The organism is Sphingomonas sp. 320_CC (assembly GCF_059691795.1).
In genome coordinates this window covers 644404-663366 of the sequence record NZ_JCAWAE010000002.1, presented here as the reverse complement: position 1 = coordinate 663366, position 18963 = coordinate 644404, and the positions used below count along the sequence as shown (strand labels likewise).

The following is an 18963-nucleotide window of genomic DNA, read 5'->3' as shown; positions in this document are numbered from 1 at the left end:
GCATGCTCGACCCGCCTGCCATAGACCCCAGCACCGGCCACGACACCGACCAGCGCTTCGGCCTTGCGCGGCGCGTCACGTTGCCGGGACCGCTCAGGCTCGATGGCGGCGTGCTGCTGTCCCCGGTGGATATCGCCTACGAGACTTACGGCACGCTCAACGCAGACGCCTCGAACGCCGTCCTGATCTGCCACGCGCTGACCGGCGACCAGCACGTCGCGTCGAATCACCCCCGCACCGGCAAGCCCGGCTGGTGGACGCGGATGGTGGGCGAGGGGAAGCCGATCGACCCTGCGCGGCACTTCGTCGTCTGCGCGAATGTGCTCGGCAGCTGCATGGGCACGTCCGGCCCCGCGACGATCAATCCGGCGACTGGACGGCCCTGGGCGATGGGGTTCCCGGTCATCACGATCCGCGACATGGTGCGCGCGCAGGCGATGCTGCTCGATCATCTTGGCGTCGGCGTTCTCCACGCGGTGGTTGGTGGATCGATGGGCGGCATGCAGGCTCTTAGCTGGCCCGCGACCTTCCCCGACCGGGTGAAGGCGTGCGTGGTGATCGCCTCGACGGCGCGTCATACTGCGCAGAACATCGCTTTCCACGAGGTCGGGCGGCAGGCGGTGATGGCCGATCCGAACTGGCGCGGGGGTGAGTATCATGACGACGCGGCGCCGACCGCCGGGCTCGCGGTGGCGCGGATGGCGGCGCACATCACGTATCTGTCGGAGGCGGGGCTGACCGAGAAGTTCGGCCGCCGCCTACAGGCGCGCGACGCGAAGTCGTTCGGGTTCGACGCGGATTTCCAGGTCGAGAGCTATCTGCGCCATCAGGGGCTCGCCTTCACCGACCGGTTCGACGCGAACTCGTACCTCTACATCACGCGGGCGATGGATTATTTCGACCTCGCCGAGGAGCATGGCGGGCTGCTTGCCAACGCGTTTCGCGCGACTAAATCGCGCTTCTGCCTCGTCAGTTTCGACACTGACTGGCTATATCCGACTTCAGAATCGCGTGCGATCGTCCAGGCCTTGAACGCGGCGGGCGCACCGGTCAGCTTCGTCGAGCTGTCGAGCCCCTATGGCCACGACGCGTTCCTGCTGGAGGCACCCGATCTCAACCGGGTGGTCGACGGCTTCCTGAGGGCTGGCCGATGACGAGTATCCTGTCCGACGACGCGAGCCGGTTGCAGGTCGATCGCATCCACGCATGGCTCGCGAGCAGCTATTGGTCGCCGGGGATCGAGCGCACGCTGGTCGAACGCGCGATCGCAGGCTCGCATTGTCTCGGTGCGTATCAGGACGATGCGCAAGTCGGCTTCGCGCGGATGATCACCGATCACGCCACCTTCGCGTGGCTTGCCGACGTGTGGGTCGAGGAGTCGGCGCGCGGGCAGGGGCTCGGCCGACGGATGGTGAGCTGGTTCCTCGAGCATCCGTCGTTCGCCGGGTTGCGCAGGTTCGGGCTCGTCACCGCCGACGCGCATGGCGTGTATGCGGACCTCGGCTTCCACCCGCTGGTCCGCGCCGACCGCTACATGGAACGCCTCGCGCCCGGCCTCGCCGAGCAACTGCGGACCGCATCATGACCTTACGTACCGACCTCGCCGTCATCGCCGAGAACGTCGCGCAGGGCAGCCGTGTGCTCGACATCGGCTGTGGCGACGGCGCGCTGATGGCGGCGTTGCGCGATACCCGCGACGTCGACGCCCGCGGGCTGGAGATCGATGCGCACAACGTGGCCTCTGCGGTCGCGCGCGGCCTGTCGGTGATCCAGGGCGATGCCGATATCGACCTTGCCGGCTATCCCGACGCGAGCTTCGATTACGCGATCCTCAGCCAGACGCTGCAGACCGCACGCGCGCCTGATCTCGTGCTCGATCACCTGCTGCGGATCGGCCGGCGCGCATTCGTCAGCTTCCCCAATTTCGCGCATTGGCGTGTGCGGCTGTCGCTATTGTGGGGCGGCCGCATGCCGGTGACGCGGCAATTGCCCGAGAGCTGGTACGACACGCCGAACATCCACCACGTCACGATCGACGATTTCCGCGCCTTCGTGAAAGCGCGCGGGATCACCGTCGAGGACGCCTGGTTCCTGTCGGGCGACAAGCGCACCGGGGCAGGGGGTGCTAACCTGTTCGCCGAGCACGCGGTATTCCTGCTGCGACGGTAATCGATTGCGGAATCGGCAACGATCAGGCCATATCGGGACAAGCGGTTGATCTAAATCACCGATTTGGCGGAACCGATCGGCGGTCGACTGGTTACTTCGCCGATGACCAAGACCGCCCTCATTGTCGAAGACGAAATCTTCGTCGCGCTCGACCTAGAGAGAATCCTCATGGATGCCGGCTACGGCGTCGCGGGGATCGCGGCTGACCGCGACAGCGCGATCGCGGCGGCACCCGGTTGCAACTTCGCTTTCGTCGACATCAACCTCCGCGACGGACCGACCGGCCCGGAGATCGCCAGGCGGATGGCGCAGGACTACGGCGTAAAGGTCGTGTTCGTGACTGCAAACCCCGCCCAGATTGGCGATGCGGAATGCCTAGGGTATATTCGCAAGCCGTTCAGCGATTCGGCCATCCTCGCGGCTGCCGCTTTGGCGTGCAACGACGACACAAGCGCGCACGACGACGTCATTCGCGTCAGCGGCTGAATGCGGTCTTCGGAATAGTCAGGGCGACAATTAGGCCGTCGTCGTTCCACGTCCGGTTCACGTTGCCGCCTAACTGACGCACCGCGCTCATCTCGATCAATTGCGTGCCAAAGCCCGGTGGCGTCGTAGGCTTGGTGACGGACGGGCCTCCCACCTCTCGCCAGTGCAATGTCACCGTATCGGTATTGGCCGCGACGGTGATCCGCACCGTGCCGAGTTCGGTCGCTAGCGCACCGTATTTTGTCGCGTTGGTTGCAAGTTCGTGAAACATCAGCGCGAGCGGAGTCGCGGAACGATCATCTATCGTCACATCGTCGCCCACGACGCTGACACGGGCGCCATCGATTCGCTGATACGGCTCGAACAATTCATGCAGCAAGCCATGCAGGCTATTCTGCGCCATCGATGGTCGTGAGTTAACGCTATGCGGGCGCACGAAATCATGCGCGCGACCTAGCGCGTTGATGCGGTGGCGCAAATCGGTCGCGATCCCGGCGAACTCCGGCTTTCCCCTCGCCGAGAACGCGATCAGTCCGGCGATCACCGCGAAGATGTTCTTGATGCGGTGGCTCAGCTCCTGGCTGATGACCTCGCGCTCCTCATAGGCCAGCTTCTGTTCGTGGATGTCGGTGCAGGTCCCGAACCAGCGCGTGATCGCGCCGTTTTCGTCACGGACCGGTAGCGCACGGCCGAGCACCCAGCGGTACGTGCCGTCGAAATGCCGAAGCCTGTATTCGATGTTGTAAGGCTCGCCCGTGTCGAGCGACTGACGCCAGATCGCCCAGGCGCGATCCTGGTCGTCAGGATGGAACATGTCGTTCCAACCTTCGCCATCGGTCGTCCCGACGGGCGTGCCGGTAAACTCGTACCACCGCGCGTTGAAGTAATCGTGGAAGCCGTCGGGCAGCGTCGACCACACCATCTGCGGCATGGTGTCGGCGAGCGTGCGAAACTTGAGGTCGCTCGCCTCCAGCGTGCGGCGCGCCTCGGCCTCGGCCATAGCCTGTTCGCGCGCAGTGCGGCGGTCGTCGAGCCGGCCCATCGCGGCCTTGGCCAGCAGCGTGAGGCCATCGCGCTGGAACCGGGTCAGGCCTTCGCGAGGCTCGTTCGCAAGCACGCAGAGTGCGCCCAGCGGCACGCCCTCGCTCGAGACGAGCGGCGCGCCGGCGTAGAACCGCACATACGGTTCGCCGGTCACCAGCGGGTTGTCGACGAACCGCGGATCGGCCTGCGCGTCGGGCACTTCCATCACCTCGTGATGGTGCATCGCGTGCGCGCAGAACGACATGCTTCGCGGAGTCTGCTCCAGGTCGAACCCGGTCCGCGCCAGGAAACGCTGATATTCCTCCTCGACCAGGCTCAGCAACGCGACCGGGGCGCCGCAGAGCTCTGCTGCGAACGCCACGATGTCGTCGAGCTGGCCTTTCGCGCGCGCGCCGGCGACATCGTAGGCCGAGATCACGCGAGAGCGCTCGGCCTCGTCGAACGTGGCGGTATTGGGAACGGAATACAGCGTCGTCACGGCAATCAGAACGGCACGTCGTCGTCGAGATCGTCCGAGAAGCCGCCGGTCTGCCCGAAGCTGCCGCCGCGTGCGCCGCCACCGCCACCGCCACCCGAGGGTGCGCTGCCGCCACGACCACCGCCGCCGCCGCCGTAACCGCCGCCACCCGACGAACCGCCGCCGAAGTCGTTGCCGCCACCGCCGCCGGCCCAGTCGTCGCCACCGCCGCGGCTACCACCGCCGCCGCCTGCACCACCGCCTGCGCCGCCATTCGGACCGTCGAGCATCGTCAGCACGCTATTGAAGCCCTGCAGCACGATCTCGGTCGAATATTTGTCCTGGCCCTGCGCGTCCTGCCACTTCCGGGTCTGGAGCGCGCCCTCGATATAGACCTTCGAGCCCTTGCGGAGATACTTTTCGGCGACGTTTGCGAGACCTTCGTTGAAGATCGCGACCGAATGCCATTCGGTCTTTTCCTTGCGCTCGCCCGACATCTTGTCCTTCCAGGACTCGGATGTCGCGATGCGCAGGTTGACGACCTTGCCGCCGTTCTGGAACGCCTTGCTCTCCGGGTCGCGACCCAGATTGCCGACGATGATGACCTTGTTGACGCTGCCTGCCATGATGCCCCTCAGAGGCCGGCGAACACCGCCAGCCAATATGTGATTCCGGCCATGATGTAGGCGGCGGCGAACAAATAGCCAACCATGAAGGCGGGCCATTTCCACCCATTGGTCTCGCGACGGGTGACGGCGATCGTCGAAATGCACTGCGGTGCGAACACGAACCACATCAGGAAGGCGAGCGCGGTCGGCAGGCTCCAGCGACCGCGGAGGTTCTCGATCATCGCCTTGCCGCCCTGGTTGCTGGCGGGATCGTCGATCGCGTAGACCGTGCCGATCGCCGCGACCGCGACTTCGCGCGCAGCCATCGCCGGGATCAGCGCGAGGACGATGTCGCGGTTGAAGCCGATCGGCGCGAACACCGGCGCGATGCCGTTGGCGATGCGTCCGGCTACCGAATAATCGACCGCCGAGATCTTCGGTGCGCCAGCGGGCTGTTCGGGCGGCTTGGGGAAGCTCAGCAGCACCCACAGGATGATCGTCGAGGTCAGGATGATGCCGCCGGCGCGCTTCAGGAAGATCTGCGCGCGGCTCCACAGGCCGATGCCGACGTCGCGCCACTGCGGCCACTGGTACTTCGGCATCTCCATCATGAAGCCCGACGACACGCCCTTGGTTACCGTCCGGCGCAGCACCAGCGCGGCGACGAACGCACCGACGATGCCCATCACGTACAGGCCGAGCATCACCAGCCCCTGCAACCCGACGAACGGCAGCACCTGCGTATTCGGAATGAACGCGCCGATTATCAGCGTGTAGACCGGCAGGCGCGCCGAACACGTCATCAGCGGCGCGATCAGGATCGTCGTCAGCCGGTCCTTCTCGTCGTCGATCGTCCGCGTCGCCATGATGCCGGGGATCGCGCAGGCGAAGCTCGACAGCAGCGGGATGAAAGCACGGCCAGACAGCCCGACGCTCGCCATCACCCGGTCCATCAGGAACGCCGCGCGGACCATGTAGCCGCTGGCTTCGAGCACGAGGATAAAGAGGAACAGGATCAGGATCTGCGGCAGGAAGACGATGACTGCGCCGACGCCCGCGATCACGCCGTCGACCAGCAGCGAGCGGAGCAGCGAATCGGGCAGTTCGGCGGTCAGGAACCCCTGCAACGCGGTAAAGCCCGCGTCGATCGCGTCCATGAACGGCTGTGCCCAGCTGAACACCGCCTGGAACATCAGGAACATGATCGCGAGCAGCAGGATCGGGCCAGCCACAGGATGCAGCGCGACCGCGTCGAGCATGTGCGTCCAGCGGCGGACCTGCGTCTCGGACACGGTCGCGGACGTCGCGATCTGGCGCGCGCGACGCTGGAGCGTGACGATGTCGTCCTGCACGCTGCCGTCGGATTTGCGCAGGCGCATCGGGCCATTGACGACGATGCCGGAAAGCGCCGCCTTCAACTCGTCGAGGCCACGCTTGCGCACCGCGACGGTCGGGATCACCGGTACGCCGAGTTCGCGTTCGAGCACCTTGGGATCGAGCTTCAGCCCGTCGCGCTCGGCGAGATCGACCATGTTGAGCGCGACCACGACCGGCAGGCCGAGCGCGATCAGCTGGAGCGTGAAGCGCAGGTGGTTGTCGAGATTGGCGGCATCGACGACGACGACCAGCGCGTCGGGCAGGCGCTCGCCGTCCTGTGTGCCGGTCACGACGTCGCGCGTGACTCGCTCGTCGGGGGAGGAGGGTTCGAGGCTGTACGCGCCGGGGAGGTCGACCAGCTCGATCGGCCGGCCGTCGTCGAGCATCAGCCGCCCGACCTTCCGCTCGACCGTGACGCCGGGATAATTGCCGACCTTCTGGCGTGCACCCGTCAGCGCATTGAACAGCGCGCTTTTGCCGGCATTGGGATTGCCGACCAGCGCAACCAGCGGTGCTGCATTCATTTTATGGGATTATTCAGCCGCGGCAGGCATTGGCGAGACGTGGATCGCGCCAGCAACGGCTCGGCGGAGCGCAACCGTCATCCGGCCGATACGGCAGGCGATCGGGCCCTGGCCCAGCGTCGCGCGGTGCAAAACCTCGACATCGACACCCTCATCGAAACCCAGTTCGCGCAGTCGGCGCGCCTCGGGATCGGCAAGTCGTGCCCATTCGATCGCGGCAACGATGCCATGCTGCTTGCGAGGCAGCGTTTCGAGGCTGACGGAACGATCGGGGCGAGTGTCCATGATGCGAGTGATTATCAGTAACGCCCGGGGAAGGGAAGCCCTAACCGTCGTGGGCTACGACCGTCTCAACGCCTCGCGATCCTGACGAAAGCTTGACGCCAGAGGTACTTAGCCGAGCGTTGATGGCTTCACGCAGTCGGATAGCGCAGCCGGCCGACGAATCGCGACAGGCTGAACCCGTGTTCGGTGCGCTTGAGGAACCCGGCCTTGGCCTTCTCGAACTGCATGATCCCGTTGATCCGGCGACCGAGGAATGCGCGCGTTTCGGCCAGACCTTCGCTTTCGTCGTCGAGGAACACCGTGATCGTCGACGCGTACACGCCGAGCAGGATCGTCCGCTTGGTGTAGTAATTATAGTCGGTCGCGACGTCGCCGGCGGCACGCCAGATCGTGTCGACCGTCCGCAAGCCTAGCCGCGTCGCCTTCGCCAGGTTCTGCGGGAGCGCGAGGATCGCGAGCGCGCGCCGCAGCGATTCGCGATCGATCGACGTCGCGTCGAGCCGCGCCTCGACCAGGGCGGTGATCTTCTCGCGGATCTTCATCAGCGCCGACCGCTCGGGCGGGACCGCGGCCAGCATCACGCCGTCGATATGCGCGAACCACGCGTCGATCATGTCGACCGGGCCGTCCTTGAACGCGAGCGCGGCGATGTCGGTGTCGATCCCCTCGGCCTGCGCGGCCATGTCGCGCGCGGCGTCGCTCCAGCCGTCGAACGCAGCATTGGCGGCGATGCCGGGCGCCAGCAGGGCGCGGATTTCGTCGAGCGTAAGGTCCTGGGTCATACCGTCTCCTGCCGTTCAAAATCAGGCGTATCAAGCGCGTCTTCAAGGGGGACTTCCGGGGGAGGTCCCCGGCGGACGAGCACCAGCGCGACCGCGACCATCACGACCCCGACCAGATCCGCCGCGCCGAGCCGCTCGCCATACACCAGCCAGCCCACCACGCCGGCGACCACCGGCTGGATCAGCAACGCGATCCCGATCACCAGCGGCGAAAATCGCCCAAGCGCATAGATCATCAGCCCTTGCCCCAGCACCTGGCTGCACAGTGCGAGCCCGATCAGCGGCCCCCAGTGCGTCGGCATCACCCGCTCGCCCATCGCCAGCGCGAACACCAGCAGCGGTACGATCCCCGCGAGCGTCGACAAGGTAAGCGCGGACAGCGGCGCCAACGTCGCCCGCGCCCGCGCCATCAGGATGAAATAGACCGTGTAGAGCAGGCCTGCGAGGATGCAGAGCAGGTCGCCGACAAGGTTCTTCGCATCGAGCTGATACGAGCGCCCGAGCAACAGCGCAGCGCCCGTCGCCGCCAGTACCAATGCCCAGCCTTGAGTCCGCGTCGGCCACGTCTTCGCGATCAGGAAACCGTAGATCGGAAAGATCAGCGTCGCCGCGTTGCCGAACAGAGTCGCATTGGCGAGCGTCGTGCGCCGGATGCCGAGATGCCACGCACCGAGATCGGCCGCGAAGCACACGCCACCGACGATCAGCCCGATCCACACGCCGCGGCTCAACCGGGTCGGCCGCGCGCCTTGCTGGACCGCCAACGCGATCAGGAACGGCACGGCGAGTGTGAGCCGCCAGAACCCCGCCGCCACCGGCCCGACCTCGGTCGCACGGACGAACCACGGCCCGAATGCCAGCGCGACGTTCGCCACCAGAAGCGCCGCAAAAGCGATAAGTCCCGGCGCGGCAACACTTTGCGCGGCCGGCGTCAAACCGTGCGCCGTATCGGGCACGCTAGATAATCTTTGCGGGTCGGGGCGATGCATGCCGCCCTGTAGCCTCCTATCTTCCGCCCGTCAGGCCAATAAGGAGCTTCCATGCCTAGCCTTTTCGATCCGATTACCCTTGGTGCCGTCGAAGCGCCGAACCGCATCATCATGGCGCCGCTCACCCGCGGGCGTGCCGACAGGGATGCGGTGCCGACCGACATCATGGTCGAATATTACACGCAGCGTGCGAGCGCTGGCCTGATCATCTCGGAAGCCACCGGCATCAGCCGCGAAGGCCTTGGCTGGCCGTTCGCGCCGGGCCTGTGGACCGATGCGCAGGTCGCCGCCTGGAAGCCCGTCACCGACTCGGTCCACGCCGCTGGCGGCCGGATCGTCGCGCAGCTGTGGCACATGGGTCGCCAGGGCCACTCGTCGGTCTACGAGACGCAGCCCGTGTCGTCGTCGGCAACCGCGACCGAAGGCCAGGCCCACACGTTCGAGGGCAAGAAGGACTTCGAGGTCGCACGTCCGCTCGAGACCAACGAGATCCCGCGCCTGCTGGCCGACTACGAACTGGCAACGAAGAACGCACTTGCGGCCGGCTTTGACGGCGTGCAGATCCACGCGGCGAACGGCTATCTGATCGACCAGTTCCTGCGCGACAACGCCAATTTCCGCACCGACCAGTATGGCGGCTCGATCGAGAACCGCGTTCGCCTGCTGCGTGAAGTCGCCGAGCGCGTGATCTCGGTCGCCGGTGCCGACCGTGTCAGCGTCCGCCTGTCGCCGAACGGCGATTCGCAGGGCGTCGACGATAGCAACCCGAAGGAGCTGTTCACCGCAGCGGCGAAGGCGCTGTCCGATCTCGGCATCGCGTTCCTCGAACTGCGCGAGCCTGGTCCCGACGGCACCTTCGGCAAGACAGACGTACCGAAGCTCAGCCCGGCGATCCGGAAAGTGTTCAAGGGCGTGCTGATCGTCAACTCGGACTACACGACGGTCGAGGAGGCACAGGCAGAGCTCGATTCGGGCAATGCCGATGCGATAACCTTCGGTCGCACGTTCATCGCCAACCCGGACCTGCCCGAGCGCCTGCGCACCGGCGCACCGCTCGCGAAGGACGACGCGAAGACGTGGTACAGCCAGGGCCCCGAGGGCTACATCGACTACCCCGCGCTCGAAACCGCGAACGCCTGAGCTTGATCTTCCCCCGCAAGGGGGATGTGGCAGGCGCCAGCCTGACGGAGGGGGAGGCACGCGCGAACCGCTGTTCCGTGTCTTCCCCCTCCGTCACCTGCGGCGACACCTCCCCCTGGCGGGGGAGGATCACGAAGGGCTGCCTCTGGTCACCCGCGCCGCCATCGCTTAGCAGCGCGCTTCCGCGCTTTAGGTAGCGTACCGGTGACGACAGGATATCTAATGACCGACGGCTGGCCGAGCGGCGGCAGGGGAACGGGGCCGCTCATGCCCGGCACCGCCGACCGGGCCGCGAAACGGGCGGAGGAGCGCGCCAACGGCCGCGAGCAGCGCGCGAAAGAGCGGCTGGCCGCGTCCGAACAGCGATCCGAGTCGCGCGCTGCACAACGCGATCTCCAGTCCCAGGAACGCGAACGCGCCCGCGAAAGCCGGCGTATCGAAGAGGATCAGCGGATCAAGGCGCGACTCGAGGCGCCGCCGACCACCGATGTCGAGGCGCTCAAGATTTCCAAACGCCGACGTTCGGGCGCGCTCGCGCGCAGCGGCGCGGAATCGAAGACCGACCGTGACACGCGGAGCTACAAGACCATCGTCGACACTGCTCGGATCCGCACGCTCGCCGATCGCGGCGCGTCGGTGGCGGGGCTTGCCGGCGCGTTCGGCATCACGATCGAAGAGGTAGAGGCGGCCTTGATCGAGACCGCATCGGAGGACTGAACGCCGTCAGGCGGCGTGGAGGTCGCTCGCAAGCCACGCCTTCGCCTCATCGATATCGAGGAACGTCCGGCAGTTTTCAGCCTTCAGGTAGCGTTCGGTCTGGAGCTTCGCCAGATGCGAGGCAACCACCGCGGCGATCGGTGCGGACGTGACCTTCAGCGCCTTGGGCATCATCGCCTCGAGCGCATCGATCACCTTCAACGGCTGGATCGCCGCCTTGCGCAGATCGGCGAGCACGACGAACCGGCCGTGATACAGGCGTGCAGCCGTGCCGCGCGCGAGAAGTTCGGCGGAGAACGCCGCGGTCGTCGCAACCGACCAGAACCCCTCGGTGACGATAGTGAGTGTCTTGGTAGGGGTGTCGAAGCTGATCGTGTACATGCCACCGTCCGCTAGCATCGGCACCTTAACGATATGCTGTCGTTCACTTTAATCGGTCCCCGGCAGGTCGACATGCAGCCGCCGGAAGCGAGCTTCGACCAGACTGTACGCACCGAACAGCGCGAGACCGATCCCGGTGAGCGCGAGCAGCCACTTGCCGCCGGGTTGCGATTGCAGCCGCTCCAGCGCCTCGGCCACGCCGCCCGCGTCGCTCGCATGCGCGGTCCACGCAGCGAGGCCGAACAGTCCCGCGACGATCAGGAATACCAGCGCGCGCGCGCCGTAGCCGATCCGGCCCATCGTGCAGACATAGCCGGGCGCGGGCGCATCGCCGCGCAGGTCATGGATGAAGTCGCCCCGCCACGCCTTTTGCGCCTGCTGGAACGCAGCGACCAGCACGCCGACCGCGACCGCGCCGACCAGCACACGCCCGGCCGGCTGATCGAGCAGCAGCGCGGTCCAGTCGCGCGCGCTTTCGTCGCCGGGCGAGACGGCGATCTTCCCCTTGCCCAGATCGAGCGCGAGCCGCGTCGCGGTCCAGGCGAGGATCAGATGAGCGATACCGCTGACGACATGGCCGATCCGCTTGAGGCTGCCCTTGGCATCGCGGGTGATTTGCTCCGGGTTCGCCGCAGCCTCGGTCAGGCGCCAGATCGCATAGCCGAGCAGCCCCGCCGCGACGATCGCCAGCAGCACCGGGCCGAGCGGTCCGCCCGCCATCGATCCGATCGCGCCTTGGTTGTCGGCGATCTCGCCGCCGTGCAGCGCCGCGTCGACCGCGAACCAGCCGACGAGGATATACACGACGCCGCGCGCGGCAAAGCCGAGCTTGGCGAGCCACGTCGCATTCGCATCCGAGATCATGATAGCCCCCTTGTTACGCAGGCATAACGGTGCGCGACGTGGGACGTTCCTGCGCAGGGGCGGGCTAGGCGGTCGAGGCCGCGACTGTCTTCAGGGTGCACGACCGACATTCGGTAAGCGAGCCGCTATTTGTCGAATGCGGACCTCATCGATCCTCCCCCGTCAGGAGGACGATCGTAGGTTGGACGTTGGTTCGGTCTGGCGCTCGCAAGGGGAGGGACCCACAGCGGCCGTCGGCAAGACGAGGGCGAGGTTACTCTTCGAACGTGTCGGAGATGGAATCGAGCCGCGCGCCATCCAGCGTCTTCTCGATCCGAGTCTTCGCAGCCGCGTCGGCCGCCTTCTCGGCCACCGTCCGCCCGAACAGCCTGCGGTTCTGATCCGCCCGCACCGATGCCTCGTCTCGCGCGCGCTGCTTCCGGACGAGCCGCAGGTTGATCACGTTACCCACGGCCTGCTCTCCGCGCCCGCCAGTCGGCGGCGCTCTGGCCCCAATCGTCCACCGGCAGCGCTTCGAGCGGCGGGGGCAGTGTCGTTCGGCCGCGGTTGGTCGACCCAAGCCGCTGCGCGAGTGCGATTGACTCGGCGTTGTCGGGTGCGATGGTGTGAATGATGTCGGTCCAGCCGAGCACGTCCACCGCATAGTTGATCGCCGCCGTCGCAGCCTCGCGCGCGAACCCGCGACCGGCGAACTGCGATGCGAGTCCCCAGCCGATTTCCGTCCCCGGCCAGTCCTCGGGCTGCCACGGACCGACACGGCCGATCCATTCGCCGGTATCGCGCAGCGTAACCGCGAACATCGAGAAGCCACGGATGCTCCATGCACCCGCCATCGCGCACAGCCCGCGCCAGGCGACGCTGCGCGACTGCACGCCGCCAAGATGGCGCATCGTGACGGGATCGGCGTGGAACGCATACCACGCCTCGGCATCCTCCGGTCCCAAGGGCCGGAGCAACAGGCGCTCCGTCAGGAGCACCGGCGCGGTCATGCGATGAAGCGGTCCTTAAGCGCCAGCATCGCCAGCGCCGCATTCGCTGCACCACCGCCCTTGTCGCCCTCGGTCGGACGCGCCCGCGTGAGCGCCTGCGCCTCGTTCTCGGTCGTCAGGATGCCGTTGCCGATAGGCAGGCCGTCCATCGTCAGCTGCATGATCCCGCGTGCGCTCTCGCCTGCGACGATCTCGAAATGATAGGTCTCGCCGCGGATCACGACGCCGAGCGCGACATACGCGTCGAACGTCTCGCTCTCGGCCGCCAGCGCGATCGCGCCGGGGACTTCGAGTGCGCCGGGCACGGTGATCGTCTCGTGCGTGTGGCCGGCCGCTTCGATCGCGGCCTTCGCACCCTCGACCAGCAGGTCGTTGAGGTGATCGTAGAACCGGGCTTCGACGATGAGGAGATGCGCCATCAGTTGCTCTTTTCCGTGTTCAGGGACGCGATCGGGCGCTCGCCGACGATCGACAGGCCGTAGCCGTCGAGGCCGACCAGCGTGTGATGCGTGTTGGTGATCAGTACCATGTCGTGGACGCCGAGTTCGGTCAGGATCATCGCGCCGACGCCGTAGTCGCGCAGTTCCTCCATGTCCGGGGTGATCTCCGCGCCGGCCTTCTTCATCACTGCGGAAGTGAAGGTGTTGCTGCGCGGACGGTTGATCACGACGATCACGCCCGCGCCCTCGTCCGCGATCATCTGCATCGAGCGTGCGAGGATCCGGCCGCGATCGCCCGATTCGCCGAAGATGTCCGCGAACGGCGACAGCGCGTGCATGCGGACGAGCGTCGGCTTGGCGGGGTCGATCTTGCCCTTGACCAGGGCGACCTGCTCGGTGCCGGTCGCCTTGTTCCAGAACGTCAGCGCGCTCCAGTCGCCGCCCCATTCAGAGGTAAACTTGGCTTCCGCGCGCTTCTCGACGAGGTGATCGTGGCGGCGGCGATAGGCGATCAGGTCGCGGATCGTGCCGATCTTGACGTTGTGGAACTGTGCGAAGGTGACGAGGTCGTCCATCCGCGCCATCGTGCCGTCCTCGTTCATGATCTCGCAGATCACGCCTGAGGGGTTGAGCCCGGCGAGCCGCGCGACGTCGACCGCCGCCTCGGTATGACCGGCGCGGATCAGCACGCCGCCGTCGCGCGCGACCAGCGGGAAGACGTGGCCAGGGGTGACGATGTCCGGCTTGCCCTTGGTCGCATCGACCGCGACCGCAATCGTGCGCGCGCGATCGGCGGCCGAGATGCCGGTGGTGACGCCTTCGAGCGCCTCGATCGACACGGTGAACGCGGTCTCGTGACGGGTGCCGTTGTTGCGGCTCATCAGCTCGAGCCCGAGCTCCTCGGTGCGCTCCCTGGTCAGCGCGAGGCAGATCAGGCCGCGACCGAACTTCGCCATGAAGTTGATCTTCTCGGGGGTCGCCATCTGCGCGGGGATGACCAGGTCGCCCTCGTTCTCGCGATCCTCGTCGTCGACCAAAATGAACATCCGGCCGTTGCGCGCCTCGTCGATGATCTCTTCGGGGCTCGACAGGTAGCCGTGCTTGAGACGGGCTAATTCAGCTGGCTTTGACACGGTAATGCTCCATGCGTTGGAGATAGCGGGCGAGGACGTCGATCTCGATATTGACCGACTGCCCCATCTGGATCGTCCCGAGCGTGGTGACCGCCCAGGTATGCGGGATGATGTTGAGGCCGAACTCGACCTCTCCATCGATGTCTTGAACGCTGTTTACCGTGAGCGAAACGCCGTCGACCGTCACCGATCCCTTGGGTGCGATAAACGGCGCGATGTCGGCCCCTGCGCGGATGGTGACGCGGTGCGATCCGCCTTCTTCCGCAAGCGCGACGACGGTGCCGAGGCCGTCGACATGGCCCGTGACGATATGGCCGCCGAGTTCGTCGCCGAGCTTCATGGCGCGTTCGAGATTGAACTTGCGACCCTCGGTCCATTGGTCCTTGGCGGTACGGCTGATCGTCTCGCCCGAGACGTCGACCGCGAACCAGTTCGGGCCTTTATCCACGACCGTCAGGCAGACGCCGGAGCAAGAGATTGACGCGCCGAGATCGACGGTCGCGGTATCATAGGCGGTGCTGACGACCACGCGTGTGTCGTCTGGCGACTCCACGCTCGCGACAGTGCCTATGTCGGTGACGATTCCGGTGAACATTATGCCTCGTTTCGTTCGCGCTCGTAGACCTCGAGCCGGTCCATGCCAAGTTGCCGCGCATCGACGATCGCCCAGCGACCATGTGCTTCAGTCAGGTCGGTCAAGCCGATGTCGCGGAGTGCCGGCTTGCCGCCGCCGATCAGGATCGGCGCGCGGTAGAGAAGGAGCCGGTCGACCAGATCCGCCGCGAGGAACGCCGACGCTACGGCCGCGCCGCCTTCGACGAGGATGTGGTCGACGCCTGGAAGGGTGGCGATATCGTGCGGTGAAGGGATGACGGTCCAACCGGACACGTCTTGGACCGCCGAAGATAAAAGCACGCGCATCGGTCCGTGAGCTTCCAGCCCCGGTAGCCGCACGTCGAGTCGCGGCGCATCGGCGTCATACGTGCCGCGACCGACGAGGATCGCTTCGTGCCGACTCCGCTCAAGATGGGCGTGGGCGCGCGCTTGCGGACCGGTGATCCAGCGACTCGATCCGTCCGCCATCGCGATGCAGCCGTCGAGCGATGTCGCAAGCTTCAGGGTGACGTGCGGACGACCGAGCGCCTGCCGGGTCAGGAAGCCGGCCATCGAACGTCTGGCTTTGTTCGCATGAACACCGCACGTCACCGTGATGCCGGCCGCCTGAAGCCGGGCAAACCCCCAGCCTGACGTTCGTGCGTCGGGGTCTTCGAGGGCGGCAACAACACGCGCAACGCCTGCCTCGATCAGCAGGTCGCTGCACGCAGGCCCGCGCGGAGACCGATGTGCGCACGGCTCCAGCGTCACGTAAGCCGTAGCCCCTCGTGCTTTCGCGCCAGCCTCGGCCAAGGCCATCGCCTCGGCATGCGGACGTCCGCCCGCCTGCGTCCAGCCGCGCCCGACGACGCGGCCTTCGCGCACGATCACGCAGCCGACATTGGGGTTGGGCGCGGTCCGTCCTCGGCCGCGCTCGGCGAGTGCCAGCGCGGCGCCCATCCAGCGCGTGTCGGCCTGGGTCAGATCCCCATGGCCTTCAGCTTGTCGTCTAGCCGCTTGAACGACTCGCGTTGGGCGTCCTCGCGGGCCTTCTGCTCGGCGACCGCCTTGGCCTTGATCGGTGCGTCGATCTTTTGCTGCGCGACGATCTGCGCATCGGTGCGATCCGCGGACCATTGCTCGACGTAAATGATCTTCGGGCGGTATTCCTTCTCGACGTACGAGTCCTTCATGAACGCGTAGATCAGGAAGCTGGTGACGCAGAGCGCCGCCACGAGAAAAATGAGCTCGTATGGCCGGCGCTGGCTGAGGAAGAGCCGCAGGTCGCGATAGGCGACGATCGGCGTGAAACGACTGAAAAAGCCCATGCGCGCCAAGATAGGGGGGCGGAGCTGGCTAGGCCAGCCCCGCACCCTCGCAAGCTTTAGTTCTGGAGCACGAATGTCAGCGCCATCGACCGCCATGCCTCGACCGGAACGCCGTCGCGCGTCGCGGGATTGAACCGCCACTTTGCCAGCGCGCGGTCGAGCGTCGCGCGGTAGAACGCGTCGGTGGTCGCGCTGACCCGTTCGACCTGCTTCACGCGACCGTCGGTGCCGACCAGCACGCGGACCACGACGCGACCTTCGCGTTCGGCGCGACGCTCTTCGGACGGGTAGCTCGGCTGGAACTCGGCAGCATAACGCGGGTCGATGCCGGGCTGGACGAATACCGGTGCAGCTTTCGGCGGATCGACCGCGACGGTGCCGGTTCCGGTGCCTTCGACTCCGATCGGCGGCGTGTAGGGGAGCGGATCGGGCGCGACCGTGAAGCCGTTATCGGTGATCGTCGGCACCAACGGGATCGGCGCGTCGGGACGCGGGGCGGGGCGCGGTTGCTGGCGGATCAGAGGATCGGCGGGCGGCACCGGCTCGGGCGGCGGCGGCGGGGTGTACGGCACATAGGTCACGAGAGGCTTGTCGGGCACGAACGGCAGCACGTTGGGCGCTGCAAAAAATAACGCTCCGATCACCGCGCAGTTGATGGCCAGCGCGACGCCGAGGCTCCCGGGATTGAATCCGCCCGTCCGGTTCAGTCGATCCGCGTACATTTTCCGTCTCCTTCGCTTCTCCTCGAGGATGGCGGCGAGATAGGTACCGCCGGTTGGGATGGTACATCATTACATTTTGGGGGCAAGGGTGTTGGAGATGGGGTGAGGAAATGTCTTTGGCGCTATTTATCGACGTTTCGTCGGCGTCGAATACGATCGCGATTTGCTCGACCGGCCGGAATGGTTCGACGCACCAATCGGACCAGTTTTCAGCATTCCCATCCCCCCACGCCGCCACGCCGGCGAAGGCCGGGGTCCAGTTGGGGGACATTGCTAACTAAAGCCGGCGCTAGTTACCGCGACCTTTCCAACTGAGCCCCGGCCTTCGCCGGGGTGGCGGCATTCGGTAGGGTGGGCTTCTTCGACCGCGGGCAAAGTGGCCACCGGCAAAGGTATAGTCCGTTGCGATCAATTCCACCGCCGGCCCGCCCCTCCTTGTTCTCCCGCGAAGGCGGGAGCCCAGACTGGACTCCCGCCTTCGCGGGAGAACAAGCTTTCCGAAAGACCGGACTTGGGGGGACGCTTGATCAGCGCACCGCCAACCGCTCCAGCGCCCGCTCGCGCCCGATCAGCGGCAACAACGCCGCCATGTCCGGCCCGTGATCCCGCCCCGTAAGCGCCAGCCGCAGCGGCAGGAACAACGCCTTCCCCTTCCGCCCCGTCTCCGCCTTCAACCGAGCCGTCAGCGCGTGCCAGGGATCGCTCGACCAGTCGATCTCCTCAGCCGCCGCCAACGCCTGATCGAGATACGCCGCATCGACGTCGCCCTCGACCGCGACCGGCCCCTCGATCACCCCCCACCAGTCCGCCGCATCCGCCAGCGTCACCAAGTTCGGCCGCACCGCGTCCCAGGCCGCCACGTCCATGCCCTCGGGCAACCGCTCGGCCACCGCCTCATACGGCAGCGCATGCAGGATCCGCGCGTTCAACGCCGCCAGTTCCGCCTCGTCGAACCGCGCCGGCGCCCGTCCGAACCGCGCGAAGTCGAACCCCGCGATCAGCGGCGCGGCGTCGGCGATCGGCTCGACCGGGTCGCTCGTCCCGATCCGCGCCAGCAGCGCGCGCACCGCCTGCGACTCGATCCCGACCTCGCGGAAATGATCGACGCCAAGCGAGCCGAGTCGCTTCGACAGCTTGCCCTCCGCGCCGGTCAGCAAGGCCTCATGCGCAAACCGCGGCGGAGTCACGCCGAGCGCGGCGAACATCTGTAACTGCAGCGCGGTGTTCGACACGTGATCCTCGCCGCGCACCACGTGCGTCACGCCCATCTCGGCATCGTCGATCGCCGACGGCAGCATATACAGCCACGACCCGTCCGCGCGCCGGATGACCGGATCGCTCATCGTCTTTGCCTCGAAATGCGCCACGCCGCGGATCAGGTCGTCCCACGCGATCGCCGAGTCGTGATCGAGCTTGAACCGCCAGTGCGGCTGCACGCCGTCCGCCTCGAGCTTCGCCCGCGCGTAGTCGTCCAACGCCAGCGCCGCGCGATCGTAGATCGGCGGCAACCCGCGCCCGGCCTGGATCTTGCGCTTCAGGTCTAGCTCCTGCGTCGTCTCGTACGCGGGATACACGTGGCCGCTCGCGACCAGTGCCGCGAACCGCGCCTCGTACAGCGCGAACCGTGCCGACTGCCGCTCCTCCGCGTCGGGCGTCATCCCGAGCCAGTCCAGATCGGCACGGATCGCGTCTACGAAGCGCTCTTCGCTGCGCTCGGGATCGGTATCGTCGATCCGCAGCAAGAACTTCCCCCCATTCGCCCGCGCGAACATCCAGTTATGGAGCGCGGTGCGGATGTTGCCGACGTGCAGTCGGCCGGTGGGCGAGGGGGCGAAACGGGTGATCACGGTCATCCCGCCGCTGTACGGAGCGGCGGGTCGGCGGGCAAACCCTTCCACGACACGATTCGTGCGCCTAAGGGGTGCGCGTGATCG

General features: G+C 66.6%; 23 protein-coding genes. 6 read left to right on the top strand and 17 right to left on the bottom strand.

All coding sequences use genetic code 11. The annotated features are described in order from the left end of the window. Positions 1 to 2: 2 nt before the first annotated feature. The 4 genes from metX to AC59GX_RS10005 all read left to right on the top strand — a co-directional run bounded on the left by metX (position 3) and on the right by AC59GX_RS10005 (position 2655). A complete protein-coding gene (metX, locus tag AC59GX_RS10020) occupies positions 3 to 1154 on the top strand; it encodes a homoserine O-acetyltransferase MetX (RefSeq protein ID WP_426283273.1) in 1152 nt (383 codons plus the stop codon). Then, positions 1151 to 1585 (top strand): GNAT family N-acetyltransferase, encoded by a 435-nt coding sequence (locus AC59GX_RS10015; protein ID WP_426283276.1) that lies wholly within the window; start codon positions 1151 to 1153, stop codon positions 1583 to 1585. The genes metX and AC59GX_RS10015 overlap by 4 nt, the downstream gene beginning before the upstream one ends. Then, a complete protein-coding gene (gene metW, locus AC59GX_RS10010; protein WP_426283278.1) occupies positions 1582 to 2169 on the top strand; it encodes a methionine biosynthesis protein MetW in 588 nt (195 codons plus the stop codon). Before AC59GX_RS10015 ends, metW begins: the two co-directional genes overlap by 4 nt. Positions 2170 to 2271: 102 nt before the next feature. Continuing rightward, the gene (locus tag AC59GX_RS10005; protein WP_136188802.1) at positions 2272 to 2655 is read left to right on the top strand and encodes a response regulator; all 384 of its coding nucleotides are present in this window, start codon (positions 2272 to 2274) and stop codon (positions 2653 to 2655) included. On the opposite strand, the gene AC59GX_RS10000 is transcribed toward AC59GX_RS10005, so the two are convergent. The 6 genes from AC59GX_RS10000 to AC59GX_RS09975 all read right to left on the bottom strand — a co-directional run bounded on the left by AC59GX_RS10000 (position 2645) and on the right by AC59GX_RS09975 (position 8721). Further along, positions 2645 to 4177 carry a sensor histidine kinase gene (locus AC59GX_RS10000; protein WP_426283280.1) on the bottom strand — a complete coding sequence of 511 codons (1533 nt, stop codon included), beginning with the start codon at positions 4175 to 4177 and terminating at the stop codon, positions 2645 to 2647. The two genes, AC59GX_RS10005 and AC59GX_RS10000, sit on opposite strands and share 11 nt — an antisense overlap. 5 nt (positions 4178 to 4182) lie before the next feature. After that, positions 4183 to 4782: a single-stranded DNA-binding protein gene (gene ssb, locus AC59GX_RS09995; protein ID WP_426283282.1), complete on the bottom strand. Its 600-nt coding sequence runs from the start codon at positions 4780 to 4782 to the stop codon at positions 4183 to 4185. Positions 4783 to 4790: 8 nt separating this feature from the next. Continuing rightward, positions 4791 to 6665 carry a ferrous iron transporter B gene (feoB, locus tag AC59GX_RS09990; RefSeq protein ID WP_253071451.1) on the bottom strand — a complete coding sequence of 625 codons (1875 nt, stop codon included), beginning with the start codon at positions 6663 to 6665 and terminating at the stop codon, positions 4791 to 4793. Positions 6666 to 6674: 9 nt separating this feature from the next. After that, the gene (locus tag AC59GX_RS09985) at positions 6675 to 6950 is read right to left on the bottom strand and encodes a FeoA family protein (protein WP_056487822.1); all 276 of its coding nucleotides are present in this window, start codon (positions 6948 to 6950) and stop codon (positions 6675 to 6677) included. Between the two features lie 128 nt (positions 6951 to 7078). Further along, complete coding sequence (locus AC59GX_RS09980; protein ID WP_426283285.1) at positions 7079 to 7732, bottom strand: COQ9 family protein; 654 nt, start codon at positions 7730 to 7732, stop codon at positions 7079 to 7081. After that, positions 7729 to 8721: a DMT family transporter gene (locus tag AC59GX_RS09975; protein ID WP_426283287.1), complete on the bottom strand. Its 993-nt coding sequence runs from the start codon at positions 8719 to 8721 to the stop codon at positions 7729 to 7731. The genes AC59GX_RS09980 and AC59GX_RS09975 overlap by 4 nt, the downstream gene beginning before the upstream one ends. Before the next feature lie 51 nt (positions 8722 to 8772). Here AC59GX_RS09975 and AC59GX_RS09970 point away from each other — a divergent pair, with 51 nt between their 5' ends. Both AC59GX_RS09970 and AC59GX_RS09965 read left to right on the top strand, forming a co-directional pair. Next, on the top strand, positions 8773 to 9861 hold the full coding sequence (locus tag AC59GX_RS09970) for an alkene reductase (RefSeq protein ID WP_426283289.1): 1089 nt from the start codon (positions 8773 to 8775) through the stop codon (positions 9859 to 9861). Between the two features lie 222 nt (positions 9862 to 10083). Beyond that, positions 10084 to 10578 (top strand): hypothetical protein, encoded by a 495-nt coding sequence (locus AC59GX_RS09965; RefSeq protein WP_426283291.1) that lies wholly within the window; start codon positions 10084 to 10086, stop codon positions 10576 to 10578. Between the two features lie 6 nt (positions 10579 to 10584). Here AC59GX_RS09965 and AC59GX_RS09960 read toward each other — a convergent pair whose 3' ends face one another. The 11 genes from AC59GX_RS09960 to gltX all read right to left on the bottom strand — a co-directional run bounded on the left by AC59GX_RS09960 (position 10585) and on the right by gltX (position 18882). Beyond that, a complete protein-coding gene (locus AC59GX_RS09960; protein ID WP_426283292.1) occupies positions 10585 to 10959 on the bottom strand; it encodes a hypothetical protein in 375 nt (124 codons plus the stop codon). 48 nt (positions 10960 to 11007) lie between these two features. Then, the gene (locus AC59GX_RS09955) at positions 11008 to 11823 is read right to left on the bottom strand and encodes a DUF1206 domain-containing protein (protein ID WP_426283294.1); all 816 of its coding nucleotides are present in this window, start codon (positions 11821 to 11823) and stop codon (positions 11008 to 11010) included. Positions 11824 to 12076: 253 nt separating this feature from the next. Next, a complete protein-coding gene (locus AC59GX_RS09950) occupies positions 12077 to 12274 on the bottom strand; it encodes a DUF4169 family protein (RefSeq protein ID WP_426283296.1) in 198 nt (65 codons plus the stop codon). Beyond that, positions 12267 to 12812 (bottom strand): GNAT family N-acetyltransferase, encoded by a 546-nt coding sequence (locus AC59GX_RS09945; RefSeq protein WP_426283297.1) that lies wholly within the window; start codon positions 12810 to 12812, stop codon positions 12267 to 12269. The genes AC59GX_RS09950 and AC59GX_RS09945 overlap by 8 nt, the downstream gene beginning before the upstream one ends. After that, complete coding sequence (ribH, locus tag AC59GX_RS09940; protein ID WP_426283299.1) at positions 12809 to 13231, bottom strand: 6,7-dimethyl-8-ribityllumazine synthase; 423 nt, start codon at positions 13229 to 13231, stop codon at positions 12809 to 12811. Before ribH ends, AC59GX_RS09945 begins: the two co-directional genes overlap by 4 nt. Further along, positions 13231 to 14385, bottom strand: coding sequence for a 3,4-dihydroxy-2-butanone-4-phosphate synthase (gene ribB / locus AC59GX_RS09935; RefSeq protein WP_136188794.1), 1155 nt, complete (start codon positions 14383 to 14385; stop codon positions 13231 to 13233). The genes ribH and ribB overlap by 1 nt, the downstream gene beginning before the upstream one ends. Next, positions 14369 to 14980: a riboflavin synthase gene (locus AC59GX_RS09930; protein ID WP_107954251.1), complete on the bottom strand. Its 612-nt coding sequence runs from the start codon at positions 14978 to 14980 to the stop codon at positions 14369 to 14371. Before AC59GX_RS09930 ends, ribB begins: the two co-directional genes overlap by 17 nt. Continuing rightward, complete coding sequence (gene ribD, locus AC59GX_RS09925; RefSeq protein WP_426283301.1) at positions 14980 to 15939, bottom strand: bifunctional diaminohydroxyphosphoribosylaminopyrimidine deaminase/5-amino-6-(5-phosphoribosylamino)uracil reductase RibD; 960 nt, start codon at positions 15937 to 15939, stop codon at positions 14980 to 14982. The genes AC59GX_RS09930 and ribD overlap by 1 nt, the downstream gene beginning before the upstream one ends. Positions 15940 to 15959: 20 nt before the next feature. Beyond that, positions 15960 to 16307 (bottom strand): hypothetical protein, encoded by a 348-nt coding sequence (locus tag AC59GX_RS09920; protein WP_426283303.1) that lies wholly within the window; start codon positions 16305 to 16307, stop codon positions 15960 to 15962. A 56-nt stretch (positions 16308 to 16363) separates the two neighbouring features. Next, positions 16364 to 17029, bottom strand: a complete 666-nt coding sequence (locus AC59GX_RS09915; protein WP_426283305.1) for a TonB family protein — start codon at positions 17027 to 17029, stop codon at positions 16364 to 16366. Between the two features lie 527 nt (positions 17030 to 17556). Further along, positions 17557 to 18882 (bottom strand): glutamate--tRNA ligase, encoded by a 1326-nt coding sequence (gene gltX, locus AC59GX_RS09910; RefSeq protein ID WP_426283307.1) that lies wholly within the window; start codon positions 18880 to 18882, stop codon positions 17557 to 17559. Positions 18883 to 18963: the final 81 nt, after the last annotated feature.